Origin of the sequence: Mitsuaria sp. 7, assembly GCF_001653795.1 — a bacterium.
Lineage (GTDB): Bacteria > Pseudomonadota > Gammaproteobacteria > Burkholderiales > Burkholderiaceae_C > Roseateles.
Genome location: NZ_CP011514.1, coordinates 3082262 through 3104944 on the forward strand (window position 1 = coordinate 3082262; position 22683 = coordinate 3104944).

General features: G+C 69.1%; 17 protein-coding genes. 14 read left to right on the top strand and 3 right to left on the bottom strand.

Annotated elements, in window-relative coordinates; genetic code table 11:
• The first annotated feature begins 37 nt into the window (after positions 1 to 37).
• The 7 genes from ABE85_RS13490 (at position 38) to hemH (ending at position 10837) form a co-directional block, all read left to right on the top strand.
• Positions 38 to 310, top strand: a complete 273-nt coding sequence (locus ABE85_RS13490; RefSeq protein ID WP_067275250.1) for an oxidative damage protection protein — start codon at positions 38 to 40, stop codon at positions 308 to 310.
• Between the two features lie 234 nt (positions 311 to 544).
• Positions 545 to 847, top strand: coding sequence for an H-NS family nucleoid-associated regulatory protein (locus tag ABE85_RS13495; protein ID WP_067275254.1), 303 nt, complete (start codon positions 545 to 547; stop codon positions 845 to 847).
• 312 nt (positions 848 to 1159) lie between these two features.
• Positions 1160 to 3673 carry a bifunctional diguanylate cyclase/phosphodiesterase gene (locus tag ABE85_RS13500; protein ID WP_067275260.1) on the top strand — a complete coding sequence of 838 codons (2514 nt, stop codon included), beginning with the start codon at positions 1160 to 1162 and terminating at the stop codon, positions 3671 to 3673.
• A gap of 9 nt (positions 3674 to 3682) precedes the next feature.
• Positions 3683 to 5749, top strand: a complete 2067-nt coding sequence (dnaG, locus tag ABE85_RS13505) for a DNA primase (protein ID WP_067275263.1) — start codon at positions 3683 to 3685, stop codon at positions 5747 to 5749.
• 469 nt (positions 5750 to 6218) lie between these two features.
• Entirely contained in the window at positions 6219 to 8459 is a 2241-nt protein-coding gene (gene rpoD / locus ABE85_RS13510; protein ID WP_067275279.1) for an RNA polymerase sigma factor RpoD, read from the top strand.
• Between the two features lie 292 nt (positions 8460 to 8751).
• Positions 8752 to 9690 carry an adenylate/guanylate cyclase domain-containing protein gene (locus tag ABE85_RS13515; RefSeq protein ID WP_067275282.1) on the top strand — a complete coding sequence of 313 codons (939 nt, stop codon included), beginning with the start codon at positions 8752 to 8754 and terminating at the stop codon, positions 9688 to 9690.
• A gap of 46 nt (positions 9691 to 9736) precedes the next feature.
• Positions 9737 to 10837, top strand: coding sequence for a ferrochelatase (gene hemH / locus ABE85_RS13520; RefSeq protein WP_067275285.1), 1101 nt, complete (start codon positions 9737 to 9739; stop codon positions 10835 to 10837).
• 78 nt (positions 10838 to 10915) lie between these two features.
• Here the strand turns inward: hemH and ABE85_RS13525 are convergent, their stop codons facing one another.
• From ABE85_RS13525 to ABE85_RS13535, 3 genes are read right to left on the bottom strand one after another with little or no spacing between them, the layout of a single operon-like run.
• Positions 10916 to 12433, bottom strand: coding sequence for a tripartite tricarboxylate transporter permease (locus tag ABE85_RS13525; protein WP_067275289.1), 1518 nt, complete (start codon positions 12431 to 12433; stop codon positions 10916 to 10918).
• A 19-nt stretch (positions 12434 to 12452) separates the two neighbouring features.
• Positions 12453 to 13055: a tripartite tricarboxylate transporter TctB family protein gene (locus ABE85_RS13530; RefSeq protein WP_067275292.1), complete on the bottom strand. Its 603-nt coding sequence runs from the start codon at positions 13053 to 13055 to the stop codon at positions 12453 to 12455.
• Between the two features lie 15 nt (positions 13056 to 13070).
• On the bottom strand, positions 13071 to 14042 hold the full coding sequence (locus ABE85_RS13535; RefSeq protein ID WP_067275294.1) for a tripartite tricarboxylate transporter substrate binding protein: 972 nt from the start codon (positions 14040 to 14042) through the stop codon (positions 13071 to 13073).
• Positions 14043 to 14203: 161 nt separating this feature from the next.
• Here ABE85_RS13535 and ABE85_RS13540 point away from each other — a divergent pair, with 161 nt between their 5' ends.
• The 7 genes from ABE85_RS13540 to dnaJ all read left to right on the top strand — a co-directional run bounded on the left by ABE85_RS13540 (position 14204) and on the right by dnaJ (position 22487).
• Positions 14204 to 14896 carry a response regulator transcription factor gene (locus ABE85_RS13540; protein ID WP_067275300.1) on the top strand — a complete coding sequence of 231 codons (693 nt, stop codon included), beginning with the start codon at positions 14204 to 14206 and terminating at the stop codon, positions 14894 to 14896.
• 9 nt (positions 14897 to 14905) lie between these two features.
• Positions 14906 to 16369 (top strand): sensor histidine kinase, encoded by a 1464-nt coding sequence (locus ABE85_RS13545; RefSeq protein ID WP_067282671.1) that lies wholly within the window; start codon positions 14906 to 14908, stop codon positions 16367 to 16369.
• 14 nt (positions 16370 to 16383) lie between these two features.
• Positions 16384 to 16830: an RNA-binding S4 domain-containing protein gene (locus ABE85_RS13550; protein ID WP_067275302.1), complete on the top strand. Its 447-nt coding sequence runs from the start codon at positions 16384 to 16386 to the stop codon at positions 16828 to 16830.
• 93 nt (positions 16831 to 16923) lie between these two features.
• Positions 16924 to 18321 carry a hypothetical protein gene (locus ABE85_RS13555; RefSeq protein WP_157522365.1) on the top strand — a complete coding sequence of 466 codons (1398 nt, stop codon included), beginning with the start codon at positions 16924 to 16926 and terminating at the stop codon, positions 18319 to 18321.
• A gap of 159 nt (positions 18322 to 18480) precedes the next feature.
• Positions 18481 to 19023: a nucleotide exchange factor GrpE gene (gene grpE / locus ABE85_RS13560; protein ID WP_067275311.1), complete on the top strand. Its 543-nt coding sequence runs from the start codon at positions 18481 to 18483 to the stop codon at positions 19021 to 19023.
• 189 nt (positions 19024 to 19212) lie between these two features.
• Entirely contained in the window at positions 19213 to 21195 is a 1983-nt protein-coding gene (dnaK, locus tag ABE85_RS13565; RefSeq protein WP_067275313.1) for a molecular chaperone DnaK, read from the top strand.
• A gap of 143 nt (positions 21196 to 21338) precedes the next feature.
• Complete coding sequence (gene dnaJ, locus ABE85_RS13570; protein WP_067275322.1) at positions 21339 to 22487, top strand: molecular chaperone DnaJ; 1149 nt, start codon at positions 21339 to 21341, stop codon at positions 22485 to 22487.
• The last annotated feature ends 196 nt before the right edge of the window (positions 22488 to 22683 follow it).

Consider the following 22683-nt stretch of genomic DNA (forward strand, 5'->3'; position numbering starts at 1 on the left):
GCCGCACTCCCCACACTTTTGAGCACCGAGGTTTGATATGGCCCGCACCGTCCAATGCGTTTATCTGAAGAAGGAAGCCGAAGGGATGGACTTTCCCATCTATCCCGGCGAACTCGGCAAGCGCATCTATGAGAACGTGTCCAAGGAAGCCTGGGCCGCGTGGATGAAGCACCAGACCATGCTGGTCAATGAAAACCGCCTGAATCTGGCCGACCAGCGCGCACGCCAATACCTCGCACGGCAGATGGAGCAGTTCTTCTTCGGCGACGGCGCGGAGCAGCCCGCGGGATATGTTCCGCCGACGGAGTGATTTCCCCATCCCGGTGCGCGCCGTCCACGGATGCATCGTCAATTCTTGTCAGCGCAGACACGATTTCTGACAGTTGATCCGGCAAAACCTCCAGGAAATGCTGTTCAGGCGCCGCCCGGTGGCCGTTTCAACGCCGGCCCGGGGATTTACCCCTTGCCGTGATACTCGATTCCCTGCCTATAATGCGGCATTCCCTTTCGAGGGAGCCGTCGAACTACGCGAGGAATTGCATATATGGCATCGCTCAAAGACCTCCTGGCCCAGCGGGCCGCCCTCGAAGCGCAAATCGCCGAAACCCAGGACCGTGAACGGTCCGACGCGATCGGCAAGGTCAAGTCGCTGATGCAGGAATACGGCCTGACGGTCGCCGACCTGACCGCCCGCGCCGCCAAAACCGGCACGCCGAAGTCTTCCAAGGTGGCCGCGAAGTATCGCAACCAGGCCACCGGCGAAACCTGGAGCGGCCGCGGCCTGCAACCGAAATGGCTGAAGGCGGCCATTTCCGGCGGCGCCAAGCTGGAAGATTTCGTCATCTGATACCCGTGTTTCGAAGGCCGCGTGCCTTCCTGCACCGGTCTTGATACCGTGAAAGCCACCTTCGGGTGGCTTTCTGCATTGTCGGCGTCACCTTTCGTCACCCCTGTTGCGGAACTACCTCCCGCGAGGGACCCCCATTCCGGGGGGAGTTCCACCTGCAGCAGGGATAGCGCTGACCGGCCGCTTCCGGCACGCAGCTAGCATCCGCGCCGGTCCCCTCCGTGCCTTGCGCGGAGCCGCTCTTTTCCTCCTACGCCCCTCCCCACCTTGAAGTCCGAGTTGTCCGCCCCCGCCGGCTGGGCTCCGCCCGCCATGCCCAGCCGCCTGCCCGCGGCGGCCCCCGCCGCCTTGCTGGTCGGCGCCACGGCCCTGCTGCTGGTGGCCGGTGCGCTGTGGCCGGCCTGGCGCACGGTGGCCTGGTGGCTGCTGCCGCTGCTCGGACTCGGCGCAGTCCTGTACGCCCGCTCGCTGCGCCAGCGCGCGCTCGATGAGCGCCGCGAATGGCGCACCAAGATCGACGACGCCGGCCTGTCCCTGGCGCAATGGATCCCCGGGGAGTCGGTCGCGATGTCGCCCGGCTGGCAGTCGCGGCTGGGGCCGCTCGACGCGGCCGATCCGCTGGCGTGGCTCACGCAGGTGCACGCGGTCGACCGGATGAAGCTGGAGGAGCGTCTGCCCGCGCTGCTGCAGGGCGGACCGCTGCCGACCGGATCGCCGGACGCCGACGGCCAGGAAGCCTCGGCGCCCGATGCCGACACGCTTCGCCACGCACTGCGCCTGCCCGACGAGGACGGCGGCTGGGTCTGGCACGAACTGCGGCTGCGCGTGGCGCGTCGCGATCCCCGCGGCCGCGCCCGCCAGGTGCTGGCCAGCCTGCAGGACATCCAGTGGCGCCGTACCGCCGAGGAACGCCAGCGCATGAGCAGCGGGCTGTTCCAGCACCTGCACGAGGGCCTGGCGATCACCGACCTCGAGCACCGGCTGCTCGACGCCAACCCGGCCTACTGGACGCTGATGGCCCTGCTGCTCGAGCCGCCTGCGGGCCTGGTCCTCGAGAACGACGGCCAGACACCGGACACCGCCGAGGCGCTGCGCCGCCGGATGCTGGGACATCCGGCGCTGCCGATGGACGAGGCGCAGCTGCGCCGTGCCGGTCACGATCCCGAAGCGATCGCCGAGGCGCTGGCCGACCCCGCCGGCCACTGGCACGGCCTCGTCAAGGTGCGCGCCGCCGGGGGGCAGCCGCGCACGCTGCGACTCACGGTGTCCTCGATCCCCGAACCCGACGGCCCGCCCCGCTATCGCGTCCTCGCGCTCAGCGACCTGACGCAGGAACTGCAGCGCCAGCAGGCGCTGGAGCGGCTGGGCCGCTTCGACCTGCTGACCGGCCTGCCCAACGAGCAGGAGTTCCAGCGCCGGCTGCAGGCCGCGCTCCACACCAGCCGCCAGGTCGGACCGGGTTTCATGCTCTGCGTCGCACGCGTGGACCTGGACGGCTTCGCCGCGTTCAACCGCCGCCATGGCATCGTCCGCGCGGACCAGGCGATGCGGGAACTCGCGCGCCGTCTGACGCTCGCGCTGCGACAGGCGCCGCAATGGTCGGACGAGGTCGCCCGGCTCGGCGGCGATGAGTTCGGGCTGCTGCTGCGCGTGCAGAGCGTCGAGGAAGCGCAGCAGGCGCTGGATCGCCTCGTGCAGGTGCTGCGCCGGCCGATCGATCCGGAAGACGAGAGCGGCGAAGGCAGCACGGACGGCACCGGCACCGCGAACAACGCGCGCCATACAGGCAACGCGGACAAAGACATTGAAGCGGAAGAAGCGCCCGGCGGCGCGCTGCGCTTGAGCGCCAGCGTCGGCGCGACGCTGTACCCGCAGGACGGTGGCGAGGCCGAGACGCTGATGCGCCACGCCGCGCACGCGCTGTATCGCGTCAAGCGCAGCGGCCGCGATGGCGTGCAGTTCTTCGACGTCGAGAAACGCCGCAGCCGCGAGGCGCAGGCTCAGGCCGCGCTGCGCGTGCAGCAGGCCTTGGAAGCGGGCGAGCTCTGCCTCTACTACCAGCCGAAGCTGGACCTCGTCAGCGGCGAACTGCTAGGCGCCGAGGCGCTGCTGCGCTGGCGCCATCCGCAGCGCGGGCTGCTGGCGCCGGCCACCTTCCTGCCGACCGTCGAGCACAGCGGCATGGCCGCGCAGCTCGGCCACTGGGTGCTGGAGCAGGCGCTGGAGCAGAACCGGCTCTGGCGCGCCCAGGGGCTGGACCTGGAACTCAGCGTCAACATCAGCCCGCGCCACCTGGCGGCGCCGGCCTTCGTGCCGCGGCTGGAAGCCCTCCTCGCCCGCCATCCGGACGTGCCGCCGAACCGGCTGGTGCTGGAACTGCTGGAGTCCAGCGCGCTCGACGACGTCGCGCACGCGCGCCGCCTGCTGACCGACTGCAAGCGCCTGGGCCTGCGCCTGGCGATGGACGACTTCGGCACCGGCTACGCGACGCTGTCGGTGCTCAAGCAACTCCCGCTGGACCAGCTCAAGATCGACCGCTCGTTCGTGCAGACCATGCTCGTCGATCCCCAGGACCGCGCGCTCGTGCAGGGCGTGATCGCCTTGGCCGGGCAGTTCGGCTGCGAACTGGTGGCCGAGGGTGTCGAGTCGCCCGCCCACGCGCAGGCGCTGATCGCGCTGGGGTGCAGCGTCGGCCAGGGCAGCGGCCTGTGCGAACCGCTGCCGCCGCAGGCGCTGCTCGACTGGGCGCTGCGGCGCACGCCGCCGCCCTCGCCGGCCAGGCAGCGCGCGACGCTGCCGGACGCCCCCGCCCAGGCCATCCCTTAAAATCCCGAGGTGATCCCACCCGGCTTTATTCAGGACCTCCTGGCCCGCGTCGACATCGTCGACATCGTGGGCCGCCATGTCGACCTCAAGAAGGCCGGCATCAACCACAAGGGGCTGTGTCCGTTCCACGGCGAGAAGTCGCCGAGCTTCACGGTCAGCCCCTCGCGCCAGACCTACCACTGCTTCGGCTGCGGCCAGCACGGCAACGCAGTGGGTTTCCTGATGGAGCACCTGGGCATCGGCTTCATCGACGCGGTGCGCGACCTTGCCCAGCAGGCCGGCATGCAGGTGCCCGAGGACGACCGCAGCCCGCAGGAGCGCGAACGCGAGAAGGCGCAGAAGCAGCGCCAGGCCACGCTCACCGAGGTCCTCGCCAAGGCCGGCCAGCACTACCGCCAGCAGCTCAAGGGCAACCAGCGCGCGATCGAATACCTCAAGGGCCGCGGCCTGACCGGCCAGATCGCGCTGCAGTTCGGGCTGGGCTACGCGCCCGACGGCTGGCGCTCGCTGGCCAACGCCTTCCCGTCCTACGACGACCCGCTGCTGGTCGAGACCGGCATGGTCATCCTGCAGGACGACCCCGGCAAGAGCGAGGCCGAGCAGCGCCGCTACGACCGCTTCCGCGACCGCGTGATGTTCCCCATCCGCAACGTGCTGGGCGAAGTCATCGGCTTCGGCGGCCGCGTGCTGGACAAGGGCGAGCCCAAGTACCTGAACTCGCCGGAGACGCCGGTCTTCCACAAGGGCCGCGAACTCTACGGCCTCTACGAGGCCCGCCCCCAGATGCGCCGGCGCGGCTACGCGCTGGTCGTCGAGGGCTACATGGACGTGGTGGCGCTGGCGCAGCACGGCTTCGGCAACGCGGTCGCGACGCTGGGCACGGCCTGCACGGCGGAACACGTGCAGAAGCTGTTCCGCTTCACCGAGTCGGTCGTGTTCAGCTTCGACGGCGACGCCGCCGGGCGCCGCGCGGCCGGACGCGCGCTCGAGGCCGCCCTGCCCCACGCCAACGAGACGCGCACGATCAAGTTCCTGTTCCTGCCGACCGAGCACGATCCGGATTCGTATGTGAGAGAGCTGGGCGCCGATGCGTTCGAACGCTGCGTCGAAGGCGCCGTGCCGCTGTCGCGCCAGCTGATGGAGACCGCCGCCGACGGCTGCGATCTGGGCACCCCGGAAGGCCGCGCGAAGATGCTGAGCGTCGCCAAGCCGCTGTGGGCCGCGCTGCCGGACGGGCTGCTGAAGCGGCAGCTGCTGGGCGAACTCGCGCGCCGCGCTCAACTGCCGGACGCCGAGCTGCAGGCCCTGTGGGCCAATGCGCAGCCCCCGGCGGCCCCGGGTTCGCGCCCTCGCGCGGAACGGCCGGCCGCCCCTCCGAAGGCGGCTCCGCGGCCCCCTTCCCCCTCTTCCGACGGCCCCCACGACGAGCCGTATTTCGACATCCCCGCCTCCGCCTACGGCGACGAGGCCCACGTCGGCGCGGACGACGTCCACATTCCCCCGGATGCTTACGGAGCGGGCGCTGGCGCCGCTCCGGCGCCCCAGGCGCAAGTCCAGGGCGAGCGCAAGAAATGGGTGCCCAAGGGCGAATACAAAGGCAAGGGCGGCAAAGGCGACTGGCGCAAGCGCGACCAGGATCCGACCATCGGCATGCCGCTCGAACTGCCGCCGGCGCCGATGAACCTGGCGGTCCGGATGCTGGTGCTGCACAGCGAGCTCTGGCAGCAGATCGGCGAGCAGGACCTGCAGCTGCTGCACGAACTGCCCGGCGAACACGGCCAGTTGATCGCCTGGCTCGAACGTTCGCTGGTCGACAACGGCCCCGCGCCGTGGGCGGTGCTGCAGATCGCCTTGCAGGAGGCCGACCTGATGGACCTCGCCCAGCGCGTCAGCGGCGGTCCGCTGACCGCGCCGCCGCCGGATGAGCACGTGGAGGTCGAGTTCCGCGTCGTGATGCGCAAGCTGTGGGTCGGCAAGCTCCGTGCGGAGGCCGACCGCATCGCGCGCAGCAAGCAGCCGGACATGACCCGGTTCCAGGCCTTGCTGCGCCAGATCCGCGATCTGGAAGCCGCCTGAGCCCACTCAAGGATGCGCTGCGGAACGTGGCGCCGAACGTGCCGCGGAAGGCGCCGAAGAATGGCTGCAGAACGGGCTGCAGAACGCACGTCAAACGCGCTTTTTGACCGGATGGGAAAATTCGCAGATAATCTACGGTTTTCGCGCGTCAAGAGTGACCGCAGCGCCAACCGGTCCCCGGCCCCCCACTGACCCTGGGTTCATACACAAAGTGGCCAACTTACACCGCCTGGGCTGCAACAACAAAGGTTCACGCTAACCTTCACGCGCAAAGCCTTGAATGGCAGCCGGTTTGCCCCGATCTGCCGCACAAGGCCTGAGTTCGAGCCGCCTGGCTCGCTCGCGCCGCATAGCCCGCAAGTGTCGGGAGTTTGCGGGCGCCAGCGGACCAGGTGGCTGTTTGCATTGCCTGCACCCACTGCGATTTCCCCGCATTCACCTACTGGCCCACGAGCCACCGAGGAACTGCATGACCGCCAAAAAGACCGCGTCCAAGGCCGCCGCCGCAGAAACCGAAGAAGTCAAGAAGCCGGCCGTCAAGGCCGCCGCGAAGACCGCCAAAGCCGCCACCGCTGTCGCGTCCGACGATGACGCGAAGCCCAAGCGCGGCCGCAAGCCCAAGGCCGAGACCGAGTCGAAGAAGCCGGCCGCCAAGGCCAAGGTCGAAGAGGAAGAAGAGGACTTCAGCGACGTCGACGCCGAAGGCGAGACCGAGGGCGAGACCGAAGGCGAAGTCGAGACCGTCGAGGCCGTCGAGGTCGAGGAAGTGGGCGAGGACAAGCCCAAGGCCAAGCCGCTGCGCATGAAGGTCAGCCGCGCCAAGGAGCGCGCGCTGATGCGCGAGTTCGGCCTGGACGAGACGGCGCTGACCGAAGAGGAAGTCGCCAAGCGCCGCCACGAGCTCAAGACCCTCATCAAGATGGGCAAGACGCGCGGTTTCCTGACGCATCAGGAAATCAACGACCACTTGCCCGAGAAGCTGATCAACGAGGAAATCCTCGAGGCGATCGTGTCGATGCTCAACGACATGGGCATCGCCGTGTACGAGCAGGCGCCCGACGCCGCCACGCTGCTGATCCAGGGCTCGACCTCGCCGACCGCCACCGAAGAGGAAGCGGAAGAAGCGGCCGAGGCCGCGCTGTCGACCGTCGACTCCGAGTTCGGCCGCACGACCGACCCGGTGCGCATGTACATGCGCGAGATGGGCACCGTCGAGCTGCTGACCCGCGAGGGCGAGATCGAGATCGCCAAGCGCATCGAAGGCGGCCTGCAGGCCATGATGCTGGCCATCTCGGCCTCCCCCACGACCATCGCCGAGATCCTGGCCATCGCCGCCAAGATCCGCGCCGGCGAGATGCAGATTTCCGAATCGGTGGACGGCTTCGTCTCCGATGACGAGGCGGACGACTACGTCGCGGAAGAAGACTTCGACGAGTTCGACGAAGAGGACGACGACGACGGCGCCGGCGGCTCCAAGGCCCTGACCAAGAAGCTCGAAGAGCTGAAGAACGCCGCGCTGGTGAAGCTGGACTCGCTCGCGATCAACTTCGACAAGATGCGCAAGGCCTTCGAGAAGGACGGCTACAAGTCGGCCAACTACAACAAGGCCCAGTCGGCGATCAGCCAGGAGCTGATGACCATCCGCTTCACGGTCAAGACCATCGAGAAGCTGTGCGACATCCTGCGCTCGCAGGTGGACGACGTGCGCCGCTTCGAACGCGAGATCCGCAAGATCGTCGTGGACAAGTGCGGCATGCCGCAGGAACACTTCATCAAGACCTTCCCGCCCAACGTGCTGAACCTGCAGTGGGCGGAGAAGGAAGTGGCCTCGGGCAAGCCGTACGCCAACATCATGTCGCGCAACCTGCCCGCGGTGCAGGAACTGCAGCAGAAGCTGATCGACATCCAGGGCAAGGCCGTGGTGCCGCTGGACGACCTCAAGGGCATCAACAAGCGGATGAACGAGGGCGAAAAGGCCTCGCGCGACGCGAAGAAGGAAATGATCGAGGCCAACCTGCGCCTGGTCATCTCCATCGCCAAGAAGTACACCAACCGCGGCCTGCAGTTCCTGGACCTGATCCAGGAAGGCAACATCGGTCTGATGAAGGCGGTGGACAAGTTCGAGTACCGTCGCGGCTACAAGTTCTCGACCTACGCGACGTGGTGGATCCGTCAGGCCATCACCCGCTCGATCGCGGACCAGGCCCGCACCATCCGCATCCCGGTTCACATGATCGAGACGATCAACAAGATGAACCGGATCTCGCGTCAGCATCTGCAGGAGTTCGGCTTCGAGCCGGACGCGCCGACGCTGGCCGAGAAGATGGAGATGCCCGAGGACAAGATCCGCAAGATCATGAAGATCGCCAAGGAGCCGATCTCCATGGAAACGCCGATCGGGGACGACGACGACAGCCACCTGGGCGACTTCATCGAGGACACCAACAACACCGCGCCGATCGAGGCCGCCATGCAGGCCGGCCTGCGTGAAGTGGTAAAGGACATCCTCGACAGCCTGACCCCGCGCGAAGCCAAGGTGCTGCGCATGCGCTTCGGCATCGAGATGAGCACGGACCACACGCTGGAGGAAGTCGGCAAGCAGTTCGACGTCACCCGCGAACGGATCCGCCAGATCGAAGCCAAGGCGATCCGCAAGCTGAAGCATCCGTCGCGCTCCGACAAGCTGCGCACCTACCTGGACAACCTCTGATCCAGACCGCCAACCCGAGGCCCGGCGATGGGCATCGGGTTTGCCAGAAACCGGCCACCCGTCTTCGGACGCTGGCCGGTTTTTCTTTGGCGCGGCGGTGACCCGGACCTCTCCCTCAAGCGCCCCCGCCGGCACCCACCGCCGGGGGTGCGTACGACATTCGCCCGCCCGTTGGGGGGAGGTGTCGTACAGGGGCCGACAGGCCCCCGAGGCGAGGGCTAATCACCACGTGACGCCCGGGATGCGGCGGCTACACTGAGACTTCCATCACATCTTGTCCCCTGTCAGGCCGATGACCCAGATCCGTGAGCGCACCGTCCTGTTTGCCGACTTGCGCGGCAGCACGGCGCTGTTCGAGACGCTGGGGAACGCGGAAGCCTCGGGGCTGGTGACGCAGACGGTGGCCCTCACCGGCCAGGCGGTCGAAGAGAACCGCGGCAACATCATCAAGACGCTGGGCGACGGCCTGATGGCCGCCTTCGACAATCCGCGCGACGGCATCAAGGCCGCGATGCGGATGCAGGAGCTGCTGCTGAAGTCCTCGGCGCGCAGCGAGCGTCTGCGCCACACCCATCTGCAGATCGCGCTGGCGCGCGGCGAGGTCGTCGAGATCCACGGCGACTGCTTCGGCGATGCGGTCAACGTCGCGGCGCGGCTGCTCGACCATGCGGGCGACGGGGAGACCGTCGTGACCGCCGAGGTCGTGCAGGGGCTGACCGGCGCGCAGAAGGCGCGCTTCCGCAGCCTCGACCACATCAGCGTGCGCGGCCGCGCCGAGCCCGTCCACATCTACGTGCTTGACCAGGGCACCGGCGACCCGGGCGCGACGCAGTTCGGCGAGATCGCCCGCAGCGTCGCACCGGAAGGCATCCGGCTGGTCTGGCAAGACCTGGACCGCGTGTTCGACATCGAACAGATGCCGGTCGTGCTCGGACGCAGCACGCAGGCCACCTACTGCATCACCGACGTGCGGGTCAGCAGATCGCATGCGCGCATCGACTGGCAGGGCAGCAGCTTCAGCCTGACCGACCTCAGCTACAACGGCACCTTCGTGCGCTTCGGCGCCGGCGGCCAGACGCTGAGCCTGCGTCGCGGCTCCTGCACGCTGCACGGCGCGGGCGCCATCGGCCTGGGCGGTGCGGCCTCGGAGTCGCAGGCGCCGACCGTGCGCTTCGAAATCCTGCATCTGGCCGAGGCGGCCTCGCCCGCCCTGCTGCGTCGCGGGCTCTGAGCCCTCCCCCTCCCTCCTCTTTCGCGGCCCCTGGGCCCAATGCCGGATGAGCTTCCGCCCTGAACCCGACCATGTGCACGGGCGCGCGCCGACGATCGGCGTGCTGCTGGTCAACCTCGGCACGCCCGACGCACCGACGCCCGAGGCCACGCGCCGCTACCTGGCGCAGTTCCTGTCCGATCCCCGCGTCATCGAGATCCCCAAGGCCGCCTGGTGGCCGATCCTGCACGGCGTGATCCTGCGCACGCGTCCCGCGAAGTCGGCGAAGAAGTACGCCAGCATCTGGACCAAGGACGGCTCGCCGCTGATGGTCTGGACGACGAAGCAGGCCAAGCTGCTGCAGGGCCAGCTCGGCGAGCAGGGCCATCGCGTCAAGGTGCTGCACGCGATGCGCTACGGCAATCCGTCGATCGCGTCGCAGCTCGACGTGCTGCGCGCCGAGGGCGCCACCCGCGTGCTGGTGCTGCCGGCGTATCCGCAGTATTCGGGCGCGACGACCGCGAGCGTCGTCGACGACGTGGCGCGGTGGTCGCTGGAACACCGGCATGTGCCGGAGTTCCGCTTCGTCAACCGGTACCACGACGACAAACGCTACATCGCCGCGCTCGCCGAGAGCGTGCGCGCCCACTGGAAGACCGAAGGCCGCGGCGAGCTGCTGGTGATGAGCTTCCACGGCATGCCCGCGCGCACGCTGGCGCTGGGCGACCCGTACCACTGCGAATGCCTGAAGACCGGCCGGCTGCTGGCCGAGGCGCTGGGCCTGTCCGACGCGCAGTACAAGGTGACCTTCCAGAGCCGCTTCGGCAAGGCGCGCTGGCTGGAGCCCTACACCGAGCCCACGCTGCGCGAGCTGGCCGGACGCGGGCTGAAGTCGGTCGACCTGATCTGCCCGGGCTTCTCGTCCGACTGCATCGAGACGCTGGAAGAGATCGACATGGAAGCGCGCGAGGCCTTCCTGCACAGCGGCGGGCAGCGCTTCAGCTACATCCCCTGCCTGAACGACCGCCCCGGCCACATCCGCGCACTGGCGGCGATCGCCGAGCAGCACCTGCAAGGCTGGCCGACGACCGCCGTGCCCGACGAGGCACAGGCCGCCGCCCTCGCCCGTCAGCGCGACGCGGCACTCACTGCCGGCGCGACGCGCTGATCCACGCGGTGCCGCGCGCACCATGACAAAGGGCCCCTCAACGGGGCCCTTGTCGTTCGTCGCTGCGCGAGGGCTCGATCAGCCGATCGCCGCCGCGTGCTCACGCGCCTTGCGCGCGCTCATCCACTTCATCACCCGCGGCAGCAGCAGCACGATCACCACGATCGCCAGCAGCGAGGCCGACAGCGGACGCTGCAGGAACACGCTCCAGCTCCCGCCGCCGATGGCGACGCCGTTGCGCAGGTGCGCCTCGGCGAGCGGGCCCAGGATCATGCCGACGACGACCGGCGCGGTCGGGAAGTCGAAACGCCGCATCACCACGCCCAGCAGGCCGATGGCCAGCATCACGTAGAGGTCGAAGGCGCTCTGGCGCATGCCGTAGACGCCGACCGTGGCGAAGATCAGGATGCCGGCGTACAGCGGCGCGCGCGGGATGCGCAGCAGCTTCACCCACAGCCCCACCATCGGCAGGTTCAGCACCAGCAGCATCACGTTGCCGATGTACAGCGACGCGATCAGCGCCCACACCAGCGTCGACGAGGTCTCGAACAGCTGCGGGCCCGCCTGGATGCCGTAGTTCTGCAGCGCCGACAGCAGGATGGCCGCGGTGACCGAGGTCGGGATGCCCAGCGTCAGCAGCGGCACCAGCGTGCCGGTCACGGCCGCGTTGTTGGCCGCTTCCGGCCCGGCCACGCCCTCGATGGCGCCGACGGTGCCGAACTCCTCCTTGTGCTTGGACAGCTTGCGCTCGGTCGCGTAGCTCAGGAAGGTCGGGATCTCGGTGCCGCCCGCAGGGATCACGCCGAACGGGAAACCCAGCGCGGTGCCGCGCAGCCACGCGGGGATCGAGCGCTTCCACTCCTGGCGCGTCATGTGCACCCGGCCCATGGTGTTCATCGTCAGGTTGCTGCGGCCCTCGTAGAGCGCCACGTAGAGCGTCTCGCCGACCGCGAACAGCCCCACCGCGACCAGCACCGTCTCGATGCCGTCCATGAACTCGGGCACGCCGCCGGTGTAGCGGATCTGGCCGGTGATCTGGTCCATGCCGACCAGCCCCATGGCCAGGCCGATGAACAGCGCCGTCATGCCGCGCAGCGTGCTCTGCCCCAGCACCGCGGAGACGGTGGTGAAGGCGATCAGCATCAGGCAGAAGTACTCCGGCGGGCCCAGCGTGACGGCGAAGTCCGCCAGCACCGGCGCGAACAACGTGACCAGCACGGTCGCGATCGTGCCGGCGAAGAACGAGCCGATCGCCGCCGTGGCCAGCGCCGCGCCGGCGCGGCCGTGGCGGGCCATCTTGAAGCCCTCGAGCGCGGTCACCATGGTGCCGGTCTCGCCCGGGGTGTTGAGCAGGATGGAGGTGGTCGAGCCGCCGTACATCGCGCCGTAGTAGATGCCGGCGAAGAAGATCATCGACGCGGTCGGGTCGACCTGCGCGGTGATCGGCAGCAGCATCGCGACGGTCACGGCCGGGCCGAGGCCGGGCAGCACGCCGATCGCCGTCCCGAGCGCGCAGCCGATGAAGGCCCACATCAGGTTGGCGCCGGAGGCGGCCGTGGCGAAGCCGCCCATCAAATGGGTCCAGAGGTCTTGCATGTCGGAACTCCGGTGAGGATTACAGCCAGCCGCCGGCCGTGATGGCGGGCAGGTTGAGCGCGAGCAGCTTGTTGAACAGCCAGAACACCGGCGCCGCGATCAGCAGGCCGGTGACGGCGTCGATGACGATCTGGCGCACGCCGCCGTGGGCCTTGCCCTCGGCGCGGCGCAGGCCGCGCACCGCCAGCACGAAACACAGCGTGCAGGCGAGGACGAAGCCGATCGTCGTGATCAGCGACGCGTTGGCGACGACGGCGGCCGCCACCCAGGCGCCCGACAGCCAGTCGGCCTTGGGCGCGCCCGACGGCGGCTCCATCGAGCGGAAGCCGCCGCTGCGCGATTCCCAGATCAGCCACGCGCCGCAGATCAGCAGCACCGCGGCGACGAACCACGGCAGCGCGTTCGGACCGATGCCGGAGTAACCGGCGTCGGACGGGATCGCCGAGGCCCCGAAGGCCATCACGCCGCCGACGACCATGGCCGCGGCGCCGACCAGGGTCTGGTACAGCGGCGCTGGCGTGGCGTCGTCGAATTCAGGCGGAATGCCTGGCGGTGTAGGCGCGACCGGCTTGACGGTCGCGGACGGATGGCCGGCCACGGCCGGCGCGGAAGATTCGGACATGGCGGCCTCCCGGGGTCAGACCATGCCGGACTTGTGCATGATGGCGCGCAGGGACGCGAACTCGTTGTCGACGAAGCTCTCGAAGTCCTTGCCGGTCAGCACGGCCGGCGTCCAGCCGTTCTTCTCCAGCGCTTCGGCCCAGGCCTTGGACTTCGTCGCCTTCACGACGAGGTCGATCAGCACCTGGCGCTGCGCCGGCGTGATGCCGGGTGCGCCGTACACGCCGCGCCAGTTGCCGATCTCGACGTTGTAGCCGAGCTCCTTCATCGTCGGGATGTCCAGGCCCTTGATGCGCTGCGGCGCGGTGATGGCGATCGGGCGCATCTTGCCGCTCTCGATGTAGGCCTGGAACTCGCTGTAGCCGCTGCCGCCGATGCTGACGTTGCCGCCCAGGATCGCGGCCACGGCCTCGCCGCCGCCCCGGAAGGCGACGTAGTTGATCTTGGTCGCGTCGACGCCCACTTCACGCGCGAGCATCGCCGCGGCGATGTGCTCCGTGGCGCCGCGCGAACCGCCGCCCCACTTCACCGAACCCGGGTCCTTCTTCAGCGCCTCGACCACGTCCTTCATGGTCTTGAACGGCGAGTTGGCCGGCAGCACGAAGACGTTGTACTCGCTGGTCAGGCGGGCGATCGGCGTGGCCTGCGTCAGCGTGACGGGCTGCTTGCTGGTGATCAGGCCGCCCAGCATCACGGCGCCCATGACCATCAGCGCGTTCGGGTCGCCCTTGGCGGCGTTGACGAACTGCGCCAGGCCGATGGCGCCGGCCGCGCCGCCCTTGTTCTCGAAGGTCACCGCGCCCGCGGCGCCGGCGTCCTGCAGGGCCTTGCCCAGCGCGCGGCCGGTGATGTCCCAGCCGCCGCCCGGATTGGCGGGCACCAGGATCTTCAGGGCCGCCGCGGCGGCTTGCGCGCCCAGCGGCAGCGTGCCGGTGGCGCCCAGTGCGGCGAAGGCGGCCGCGGACTTCAGGAATTGATCTCGACGCATGCTCATGTCTCCTGTTGTAGATCTGGTCGTCGGGGCAGAGCGCGCACCCGACGTTCGTTGTAGGCGTGCATCCTGCACACGCGGGCTTTCATTCGGCTGTCGGGAAGCTCAGGGTTGACCCTGAGCGGCGGCTGATCAGTGCGTGGCGGACACTGCCGGGCATGAGGCTGTTTTTCGTCGAGGACAACGCCGCGCTGCAGACCACGGTGGCACGGTCGTTCGAGCGCCGCGGCATCCAGGTGCACGGGTTCGCCGAGGGCCGCGTGGCGCTCGAACGCTGGCGCGCGCTGCCGCCGGACGTCGTGCTGCTGGACCTGTCGCTGCCCGACATCGACGGGCTGGAACTGCTGTCGGCCGCGCGCGCCGAGCAGCTCACCACGCCGGTGATCATCCTGACCGCGCGCGGCACGGTGGGCGACCGCATCCTGGGCCTGAACATCGGCGCCGACGACTACCTGCCCAAACCCTTCGACCTCGATGAACTCGAGGCCCGCGTGCGCGCCCTCGCCCGCCGCAGCCGCGGTGCGCCGGGCTCGGCGGGCGGCGCGGGCACGCAGGAGGACGAGTCCTTCCACGGCCTGCGCGTGGACGCCGACAGCGGGGCGATCTACCACCTCGGACTGCCGCTGGACCTGCCGCCGCGAGAGGCCGCGCTGCTGCGCGCGCTGCTCGCGCGACCGGGCCAGGCGGTGGCGAAGGAACGGCTGACGGAGATCGTCTTCGCCGACGACCTCGACGTGCAGCCCGACGCGGTCGAGGTCGTCGCGTACCGGCTGCGCAAGCGGCTGCCCGCGGACGGCGCCCGGCTGGTGACGCTGCGCGGCCTGGGCTACCTGCTCAAGGCGCCGGACTGAGTGGGCCGGGTGATCAGGCTGTCCTCGATGCGCAGCCGGCTGCTGGCCGGCATCCTGGTGCCGGTCGGCCTGCTGATCGCGGCCAACGCGCACCGGCTCTACGAAGACGCGCTCAAGGCCATCGACACGGCCTACGACCGCACGCTGCTCGCCTCCGCGAAGACCATCGGCGAACAGCTCGACGTGCACGGCACGCGCGAGAACCCGCAGCTCGTCTCCGAGGTCCCCTACGCGGCGCTGGAAGCCTTCGAGGCGGACAACCGCAGCCGCATGTTCTACCGGGTCACCGGCTTCCAGGGGGAATGGGTGTCGGGCTTCGACGACCTGCCCGCGTGGCACGGCAAGCTGCCGGCGCGCGGCGCCTACGCGGCGCTCGTCGATTTCTACGACGACGTCTACCAGGGCGAGGAAGTGCGCGTCGCGGTGCTGAAGCAACCGGTCTCGGGCGAGGCGGGCCTGGGCGTGGCGACGATCCAGGTCGCCGAGACGCTGGAGATCCGGCGCACGCTGGCGCGCCAGGTGCTGATCTCGACCTTGTGGCGGCAGGCGGCGCTGCTCGCGGTGATCGCCATCGTGGTCTGGGGCGTGGTGCTCTTCGCGACCTGGCCGGTGCGCGAACTGAGCCGCTCCATAGGCGCGCGCGCGGACGACGACCTCAGCCCCGTGCCCATGCCGGGCGTGCCTGCGGAACTCGCGCCGCTGGTGGTCGCGATCAACGAGGCCTGGCATCGGCAGGCCGGCCTGTTCGCGCACCAGCAGCGCTTCGTGCGCGACACCTCGCATCAACTGCGCACGCCGCTGGCGGTGCTCAAGGCGCAGGTGCAGTCGGCGCGTCGCGGCGACCTGCCGCTGTCGCAGGCGATCGACGAGATCGGCGCCACCGTCGACGGCGCCACCGCGCTCGCCAACCAGATGCTCGCGCTGGCCAAGGTCGAGCAGTTGCGCCAGCAAGGCGATCCGCCGCGGCTGGACCTGGCGGAGGCGGTGCGCGAGGTCGCGCTCGACCTCGCCCCGCTGATCGCCGACGCGGAACTCGACTTCGAACTCTTCACCGAGCCCGCGCCGGTACGCGGTCATGCGTGGGCGCTGCGCGAGCTCGTGCGCAACCTGCTGCACAACGCGCTGCGCCACTGCCCGCGCGGCAGCCGGCTGGAGCTGCGGGTGACGAGAAGCGCGGGGTTCGACGGCGGTGTCGAGCTGCGCATCGCCGACAGCGGCCCCGGCATCGCGGCGGCGCTGCGGCCCAAGCTCGGCCAGCCGTTCGCGGCCGGTGCCGGCGGAGGCTCGGGCCTGGGGCTTGCCATCTGCCGGGAGATCGTCGGCTCGCTGGGCGGCTCGCTGGCGCTGGACAACCGCGAACGGGATGGGGTCATCACGGGCCTCGACGCCGTGGTCCGGCTGCCGGCGGCACCATCGTCCGAGACCCCCTTGCCATCATCTCCGCCATCGCCCGCGCCATCGCTTTCGCCATAGGACAATCGACACTGATGTCTTCCTCCCACCGCTCCCCTTCCGCCGGCTCCGCCGCGCCTTCCGGACCTGCCGGCGTGCGCCTCGACAAATGGCTCTGGGCCGCGCGCTTCTTCAAGACGCGCTCGATCGCCGTCGACGAGATCGGCAAGGGTCGCGTGACCATCAACGGACAGGCGGCGAAAGCCTCGCGCGACGTGCGCATCGGCGACCTCATCCAGCTGCGCCAGGGTCAGGTCGATCGCGAGGTGAAGGTGGCCGGGCTCAGCCACGTGCGCGGCCCGGCGCCGGTCGCACAGGCGCTGTACGAGGAGACGCCCGACAGCATCGCCGCGCGCGAGCGCGCCGCCGAGGCGCGCCGCCTCGCGCCCGAGCCGGCCGACGCCATCGAGCAGGGCCGCCCCACCAAGCAGGATCGCCGCCGCCTCGCGGACTGGAACCGCTGGTCCGCCAGCCTGGACTGACGCCCCCGTTCCGCCGATCTCCCGCGGCCCGCGCCGCCCGGTGGACACCGGCGCGGCCGACCGGCCCGCCGTGACGTGATCAGCGGGGGCGACATGATCGGTGTCCAGATGCAGCAGGCCTATCGCGGCCTATCGTCGTCGGATGACGACGATGTCGAAGACGACTTCGACGACGCTGGCGACGCCGCCGGATTCGGGGTCCCGGCATCGCCGCGGATGCCCGACCCGAACCCTCGCGAAGCGCTGGCGCTCGACACCCGCCCGGGACTTCGCGGTTTCGTCCCCGCGGGCGGCAGGTCACGCATCCTGGATCTGGCGCGCCGCCCCGATCCCGTGTCGCGCTTCAACGCGATCCGCCTCGGCGACACCACCCTGTGGTCCGGCAACCCCGAGGTGCTGAAGGCCATCGTCGCCCTCGCGGTGTCCATCGGCGGCGCCGCCGCTTTCGGCTTCGGACTGGGCCGGGGCATGGGCGGCGCGCTGGCCGAGCTCGGCGTGCGCCACCTCTTCGGCACCGAGCAGCCGCTGGGCATCGGCGAGGACCGCAACTACTTCGACCAGGACACCGACCACAACCTGGCGCAGATCGCCGCCATCGCCACCGGCCGATGGTTAGGCGCCACGATCTGCGGCGGTCTCTGCGCGACGCTGGCCAGCGTGGTCGCACCCAGGATCGCGGCGCTGACCGGCCGGCAACTGGCGCCCATCCCGCCGGAGGAACTCGTCCCGGACCGGGTGGCCGAGTTGCGGGATGCGACCGGCACGCCGTACGGCAGGGACGGCGTGGACCGGCTCCGTCAGGAGATTCGATGCGCCCAGGTGGCGACCGGCCACATCGAAGGGACCACGCACGTGCGAAGCGGTGCCGCGGCCTTCGGCGTGCTGAATGCCGTCCGGGGCACGGCGCTCGGGATGTCGCCGATCGGCGTGCTGCCGGACATCGGCATCTCCGCCGCGGTATCGCTGACGGCCGGCGCCAGCACGGGACTGGCCGCCGGCACGCTCATGGTCCACCAGCGTCATCGGGTCCCGGACGCCGCGCACGTCGGCGACGGTCCGGCTCCCCTCGTGCGGGTGCCCCTGTTCGAAGTGAGGAAGACCGCGCCGGTGCCACCCCGATTCACCGGGACGGGCGTGCGCCACGGTCTGGCCAACGTGACGTGGGGGGCTGCGGACCGCATCCGGCTCTTCATCGCGTCGACCTGGCTGCTGGGTCTGCTGGGCCTGCTGGTCAACCTCGCGGGCGCCGGCACACGACGCGAGCCCCTGAACTGGGTCCACCGCGCCGGCAAGGCGATCGAGCTGGGCGTGGGCGTGGGCGTGGCCGTCGGCCCGTACTTCCGCGGACTGCCGCCCATCAATGCACGGGATCACGCCCGGCTGGCGAGCCAGCGGGGGGCGCACCTCGAAGAGGCCCGGCAAGGGCGCCGCGAGCCCCGCGCCGACGCCCCCCTGCCTGTCGAAACGCTCGCCCTTCGCCGGCTCGGGTAGCAGGCTCGGGGTTTGCCCGTCCCCGGATGCGAAAATCACCCTCTTGAAGTTCCGGCCATGGGCCTCAGATGCGGCGGGTCGCCCGACGCACGCTGGCTCCCAGAGGCCGGCCGCGCTTCCGAAGAGAAGCCCGGGCATCCGCATTGGGGCATTCCAACCATGACGACCGACCACCAACAACCTGATCCGACGCTGGACGAACTGACCCAGCAAGCCGCCGCCGCAGCCGCCGCTTCGGTGCCCGAGACCCTCGAAGCCAGACTGGCCGACACCGAGCGCCGCCTGGCCGAGATGTCCGACGCCTACCTGCGCGCCAAGGCCGAGGTCGAGAACACCCGCCGCCGCGGCGAGGAGGACACGACCAAGGCCCGCAAGTTCGCCGTCGAGGGCTTCGCCGAGGCGATGCTCCCGGTGATGGACAGCCTCTCCGCCGCCATCGCCCTGCCCGACGCCACCGTCGAACAGGTGCTGCAGGGCGTGCACGCCACGCTGCGCCAGCTGCAGTCGGCGCTGGAGCGCAACAAGGTGGTGGAGATCAATCCCGCCTCCGGCACGAAGTTCGACCCGCACCAGCACCAGGCCATCTCGGTGGTCCCGGCCGAGCAGGACCCGAACACGGTCGTGACCGTGCTGCAGAAGGGCTTCCTGATCGCCGACCGCGTGCTGCGCCCGGCGCTGGTCACGGTGACCGCCCCGAAGTGAGCGCGCCCTGAGCGCACAGACCGGCGCGCCCAAAAAAGCACGCTGAAAAAAGATCCGGGCCCTTGAACCCGGACAAGTTATCCACAGATCAGAAGCATCCCGGAACGTTGTTTCAGCCGCTCGACGAATGAGCCGCCAGGGGCCTCCCCCGCTGACCGTTCCGCCAGTTTTCAAATTCAGGAGCACCACATGGCTAAGAAGAAGATCATCGGCATCGACCTGGGCACGACCAACTCGTGCGTCGCGGTCATGGAAGGCAACACCACCCGCGTCATCGAGAACGCGGAAGGTGCCCGCACCACCCCGTCCATCATTGCGTACCAGGAAGACGGCGAAGTGCTGGTCGGCGCCTCGGCCAAGCGCCAGGCCGTGACCAACCCGCGCAACACGCTGTACGCGGTGAAGCGCCTGATCGGCCGCAAGTTCCAGGAGAAGGAAGTCCAGAAGGACATCGACCTGATGCCCTACACCATCGCCGCGGCCGACAACGGCGACGCGTGGGTGGAAGTGCGCGGCAAGAAGCTAGCGCCGCCGCAGGTGTCGGCTGAAGTCCTGCGCAAGATGAAGAAGACGGCCGAGGACTACCTCGGCGAGGAAGTGACCGAGGCCGTCATCACGGTGCCGGCCTACTTCAACGACGCGCAGCGTCAGGCGACCAAGGACGCCGGCCGCATCGCGGGCCTGGACGTCAAGCGCATCATCAACGAGCCCACCGCCGCGGCCCTGGCCTTCGGCCTGGACAAGCACGGCGCGGGTGACCGCAAGATCGCGGTCTTCGACCTGGGCGGCGGCACCTTCGACATCTCGATCATCGAGATCGCGGACGTGGACGGCGAGAAGCAGTTCGAAGTGCTGTCGACCAACGGCGACACCTTCCTGGGCGGCGAGGACTTCGACCAGCGCATCATCGACTACATCATCGCCGAGTTCAAAAAGGAACAGGGCGTCGACCTGACCAAGGACGTGCTCGCCCTGCAGCGCCTGAAGGAAGCCGCTGAAAAGGCCAAGATCGAGCTGTCGAACTCGTCGCAGACCGACGTCAACCTGCCGTACATCACGGCCGACGCCACCGGTCCGAAGCACCTGAACATCAAGCTGACCCGCGCCAAGCTGGAGTCGCTGGTGGACGAGCTGATCGAGCGCACGATGGCCCCCTGCCGCACGGCGATCAAGGACGCCGGCGTGTCGGTCGGCGAGATCGACGACGTCATCCTGGTCGGCGGCATGTCGCGCATGCCCAAGGTGCAGGAGAAGGTCAAGGAGTTCTTCGGCAAGGACCCGCGCAAGGACGTGAACCCCGATGAGGCCGTGGCCGTCGGCGCCGCGATCCAGGGCCAGGTCCTGGGCGGCGAACGCACCGACGTGCTGCTGCTGGACGTCACCCCGCTGAGCCTGGGCATCGAGACCCTGGGCGGCGTGATGACGAAGATGATCAAGAAGAACACGACCATCCCGACCAAGTTCAGCCAGACCTTCTCGACCGCCGAGGACAGCCAGCCCGCCGTGACCATCAAGGTCTACCAGGGCGAGCGTGAACTGGCGCAGGCCAACAAGAGCCTGGGCGAGTTCAACCTCGAAGGCATCCCGCCGGCGCCGCGCGGCCTGCCGCAGATCGAGGTGAGCTTCGACATCGACGCCAACGGCATCCTGCACGTCGGCGCCAAGGACAAGGGCACCGGCAAGGAAAACAAGATCACCATCAAGGCGAACTCCGGCCTCTCCGAGGGCGAGATCGAGAAGATGGTCAAGGACGCCGAAGCCAACGCGGCCGAGGACAAGAAGAAGGTCGAGCTGGTGCAGGCGAAGAACCAGGCCGACGGCCTGGTGCATTCGGTGCAGAAGTCGCTGACCGAGCATGGCGACAAGCTGGACGCCGGCGAGAAGGAAAAGATCGAAGCCTCGATCAAGGACCTGGAAGAAGCCATCAAGGGCGAGGACAAGGCCGACATCGACGCCAAGACCGAAGCGCTGATGACCGCCAGCCAGAAGCTGGGCGAGAAGGTGTACGCCGAGGCGCAGGCCGCTCAGGCGGCGGCTGGCGCGGGCGCGGCCGGTGCTGCGGGTGCGGCCGGTGCCGAGCACGCGGAAGCGGCGGGCGCGCAGGCCTCGGCCAAGCCGGCCGACGACAACGTCGTCGACGCGGAGTTCAAGGAAGTCAAGGACTCGAAGTAATCGCCGAAGTAAGCGCCGAAGTAAGCGCCTTGCATGCCGACTCCCCGTCGGCATCGCAAACGGCTCATGCTGTCGATTGACAGCCGCCGCGCGGGGCCGCCAGCCTCGCGCGGCGTTTTGGTTTGAGGCCCGCAGGAAGATCCATGGCAAAGCGTGACTATTACGAAGTCCTGGGCGTCGCGAAGAACGCCAGCGAAGAGGACATCAAGAAGGCCTATCGCAAGCTCGCGATGAAGCACCACCCTGACCGCAACCAGGGCGAGGGTGCCAAGGAGGCCGAGGACAAGTTCAAGGAGACCAAGGAAGCCTACGAGATGCTCTCGGACGGCCAGAAGCGGGCCGCCTACGACCAGTACGGCCACGCGGGCGTGGATCCGAACCAGGGCTTCCGCGGCGGCCAGGGCGGGGAAGGTTTCGGCGGGTTCGCGGAGGCCTTCGGCGACATCTTCGGCGACCTCTTCGGCCAGCAGGGCGGCGGCGGCCGGCGCCAGGGCGGCGGCCAGCAGGTCTACCGCGGCAGCGACCTGAGCTACGCGATGGAGATCACGCTGGAGGAAGCCGCGCGCGGCAAGGAGACGCAGATCCGCATCCCGTCGTGGGAAGGCTGCGAGACCTGCCATGGCAGCGGGGCAAAACCTGGCACCAGCGCCAAGACCTGCGGCTCCTGCGGCGGCAGCGGCACGGTGCACATGCGCCAGGGTTTCTTCAGCATCCAGCAGACCTGCCCGCACTGCCACGGCACGGGCAAGATCATTCCGGAGCCCTGCACCACCTGCAACGGCGCCGGCAAGATCAAGAAGACCAAGACGCTGGAAGTCAAGATCCCGGCCGGCATCAACGAAGGCATGCGCATCCGCTCGGCCGGCAATGGTGAACCGGGCGTCAACGGCGGGCCGTCGGGCGATCTCTACATCGAGATCCGCATCAAGCAGCACGACATCTTCGAGCGCGACGGCGACGACCTGCACTGCACGATGCCGGTGTCGATCACGACCTCCGCGCTGGGCGGCACGATCGAGGTGCCGACGCTGGGCGGCAAGGCCGAGATCGAGCTCCCCGAGGGCACGCAGCACGGCAAGACCTTCCGCCTGCGCGGCAAGGGCATCAAGGGCGTGCGCTCGAGCTATCCGGGCGACCTGTACTGCCACATCAGCATCGAGACGCCGGTCAAGCTCACCGAGCATCAGCGCAAGCTGCTGAAGGAGCTCGACAAGAGCCTGAAGGACGGCGGCGAGCGTCACTCGCCGAACGCGAAGAGCTGGACCGACCGGGTCAAGGACCTCTTCAAGTAAATCGCCAACAGCGACACGCAAACCCCCGTCACGATTCACGAATCAGGCCGGTCCACCCACGCAAACCCGGGGGACCGGCGGTAGTCGCCGGGCGGACAATCGGTCCGTGGTTGACGACATTCGCACAATTCGTTGGGGTGCTGCCGGCCCGCTCTCTTCGGAGGCGGGCTTTTTCATTGGCGCGCGCGCCGTGGCG

Coding starts and splice junctions, on each gene's coding strand:
- ABE85_RS13490 (WP_067275250.1), top strand. CDS start 38: ATGGCCCGCACCGTCCAATGCGTTTATCTGAAGAAGGAAGCCGAAGGG.
- ABE85_RS13495 (WP_067275254.1), top strand. CDS start 545: ATGGCATCGCTCAAAGACCTCCTGGCCCAGCGGGCCGCCCTCGAAGCG.
- ABE85_RS13500 (WP_067275260.1), top strand. CDS start 1,160: ATGCCCAGCCGCCTGCCCGCGGCGGCCCCCGCCGCCTTGCTGGTCGGC.
- rpoD (WP_067275279.1), top strand. CDS start 6,219: ATGACCGCCAAAAAGACCGCGTCCAAGGCCGCCGCCGCAGAAACCGAA.
- ABE85_RS13515 (WP_067275282.1), top strand. CDS start 8,752: ATGACCCAGATCCGTGAGCGCACCGTCCTGTTTGCCGACTTGCGCGGC.
- hemH (WP_067275285.1), top strand. CDS start 9,737: ATGAGCTTCCGCCCTGAACCCGACCATGTGCACGGGCGCGCGCCGACG.
- ABE85_RS13525 (WP_067275289.1), bottom strand. CDS start 12,433: ATGCAAGACCTCTGGACCCATTTGATGGGCGGCTTCGCCACGGCCGCC.
- ABE85_RS13530 (WP_067275292.1), bottom strand. CDS start 13,055: ATGTCCGAATCTTCCGCGCCGGCCGTGGCCGGCCATCCGTCCGCGACC.
- ABE85_RS13535 (WP_067275294.1), bottom strand. CDS start 14,042: ATGCGTCGAGATCAATTCCTGAAGTCCGCGGCCGCCTTCGCCGCACTG.
- ABE85_RS13540 (WP_067275300.1), top strand. CDS start 14,204: ATGAGGCTGTTTTTCGTCGAGGACAACGCCGCGCTGCAGACCACGGTG.
- ABE85_RS13550 (WP_067275302.1), top strand. CDS start 16,384: ATGTCTTCCTCCCACCGCTCCCCTTCCGCCGGCTCCGCCGCGCCTTCC.
- ABE85_RS13555 (WP_157522365.1), top strand. CDS start 16,924: ATGATCGGTGTCCAGATGCAGCAGGCCTATCGCGGCCTATCGTCGTCG.
- grpE (WP_067275311.1), top strand. CDS start 18,481: ATGACGACCGACCACCAACAACCTGATCCGACGCTGGACGAACTGACC.
- dnaK (WP_067275313.1), top strand. CDS start 19,213: ATGGCTAAGAAGAAGATCATCGGCATCGACCTGGGCACGACCAACTCG.
- dnaJ (WP_067275322.1), top strand. CDS start 21,339: ATGGCAAAGCGTGACTATTACGAAGTCCTGGGCGTCGCGAAGAACGCC.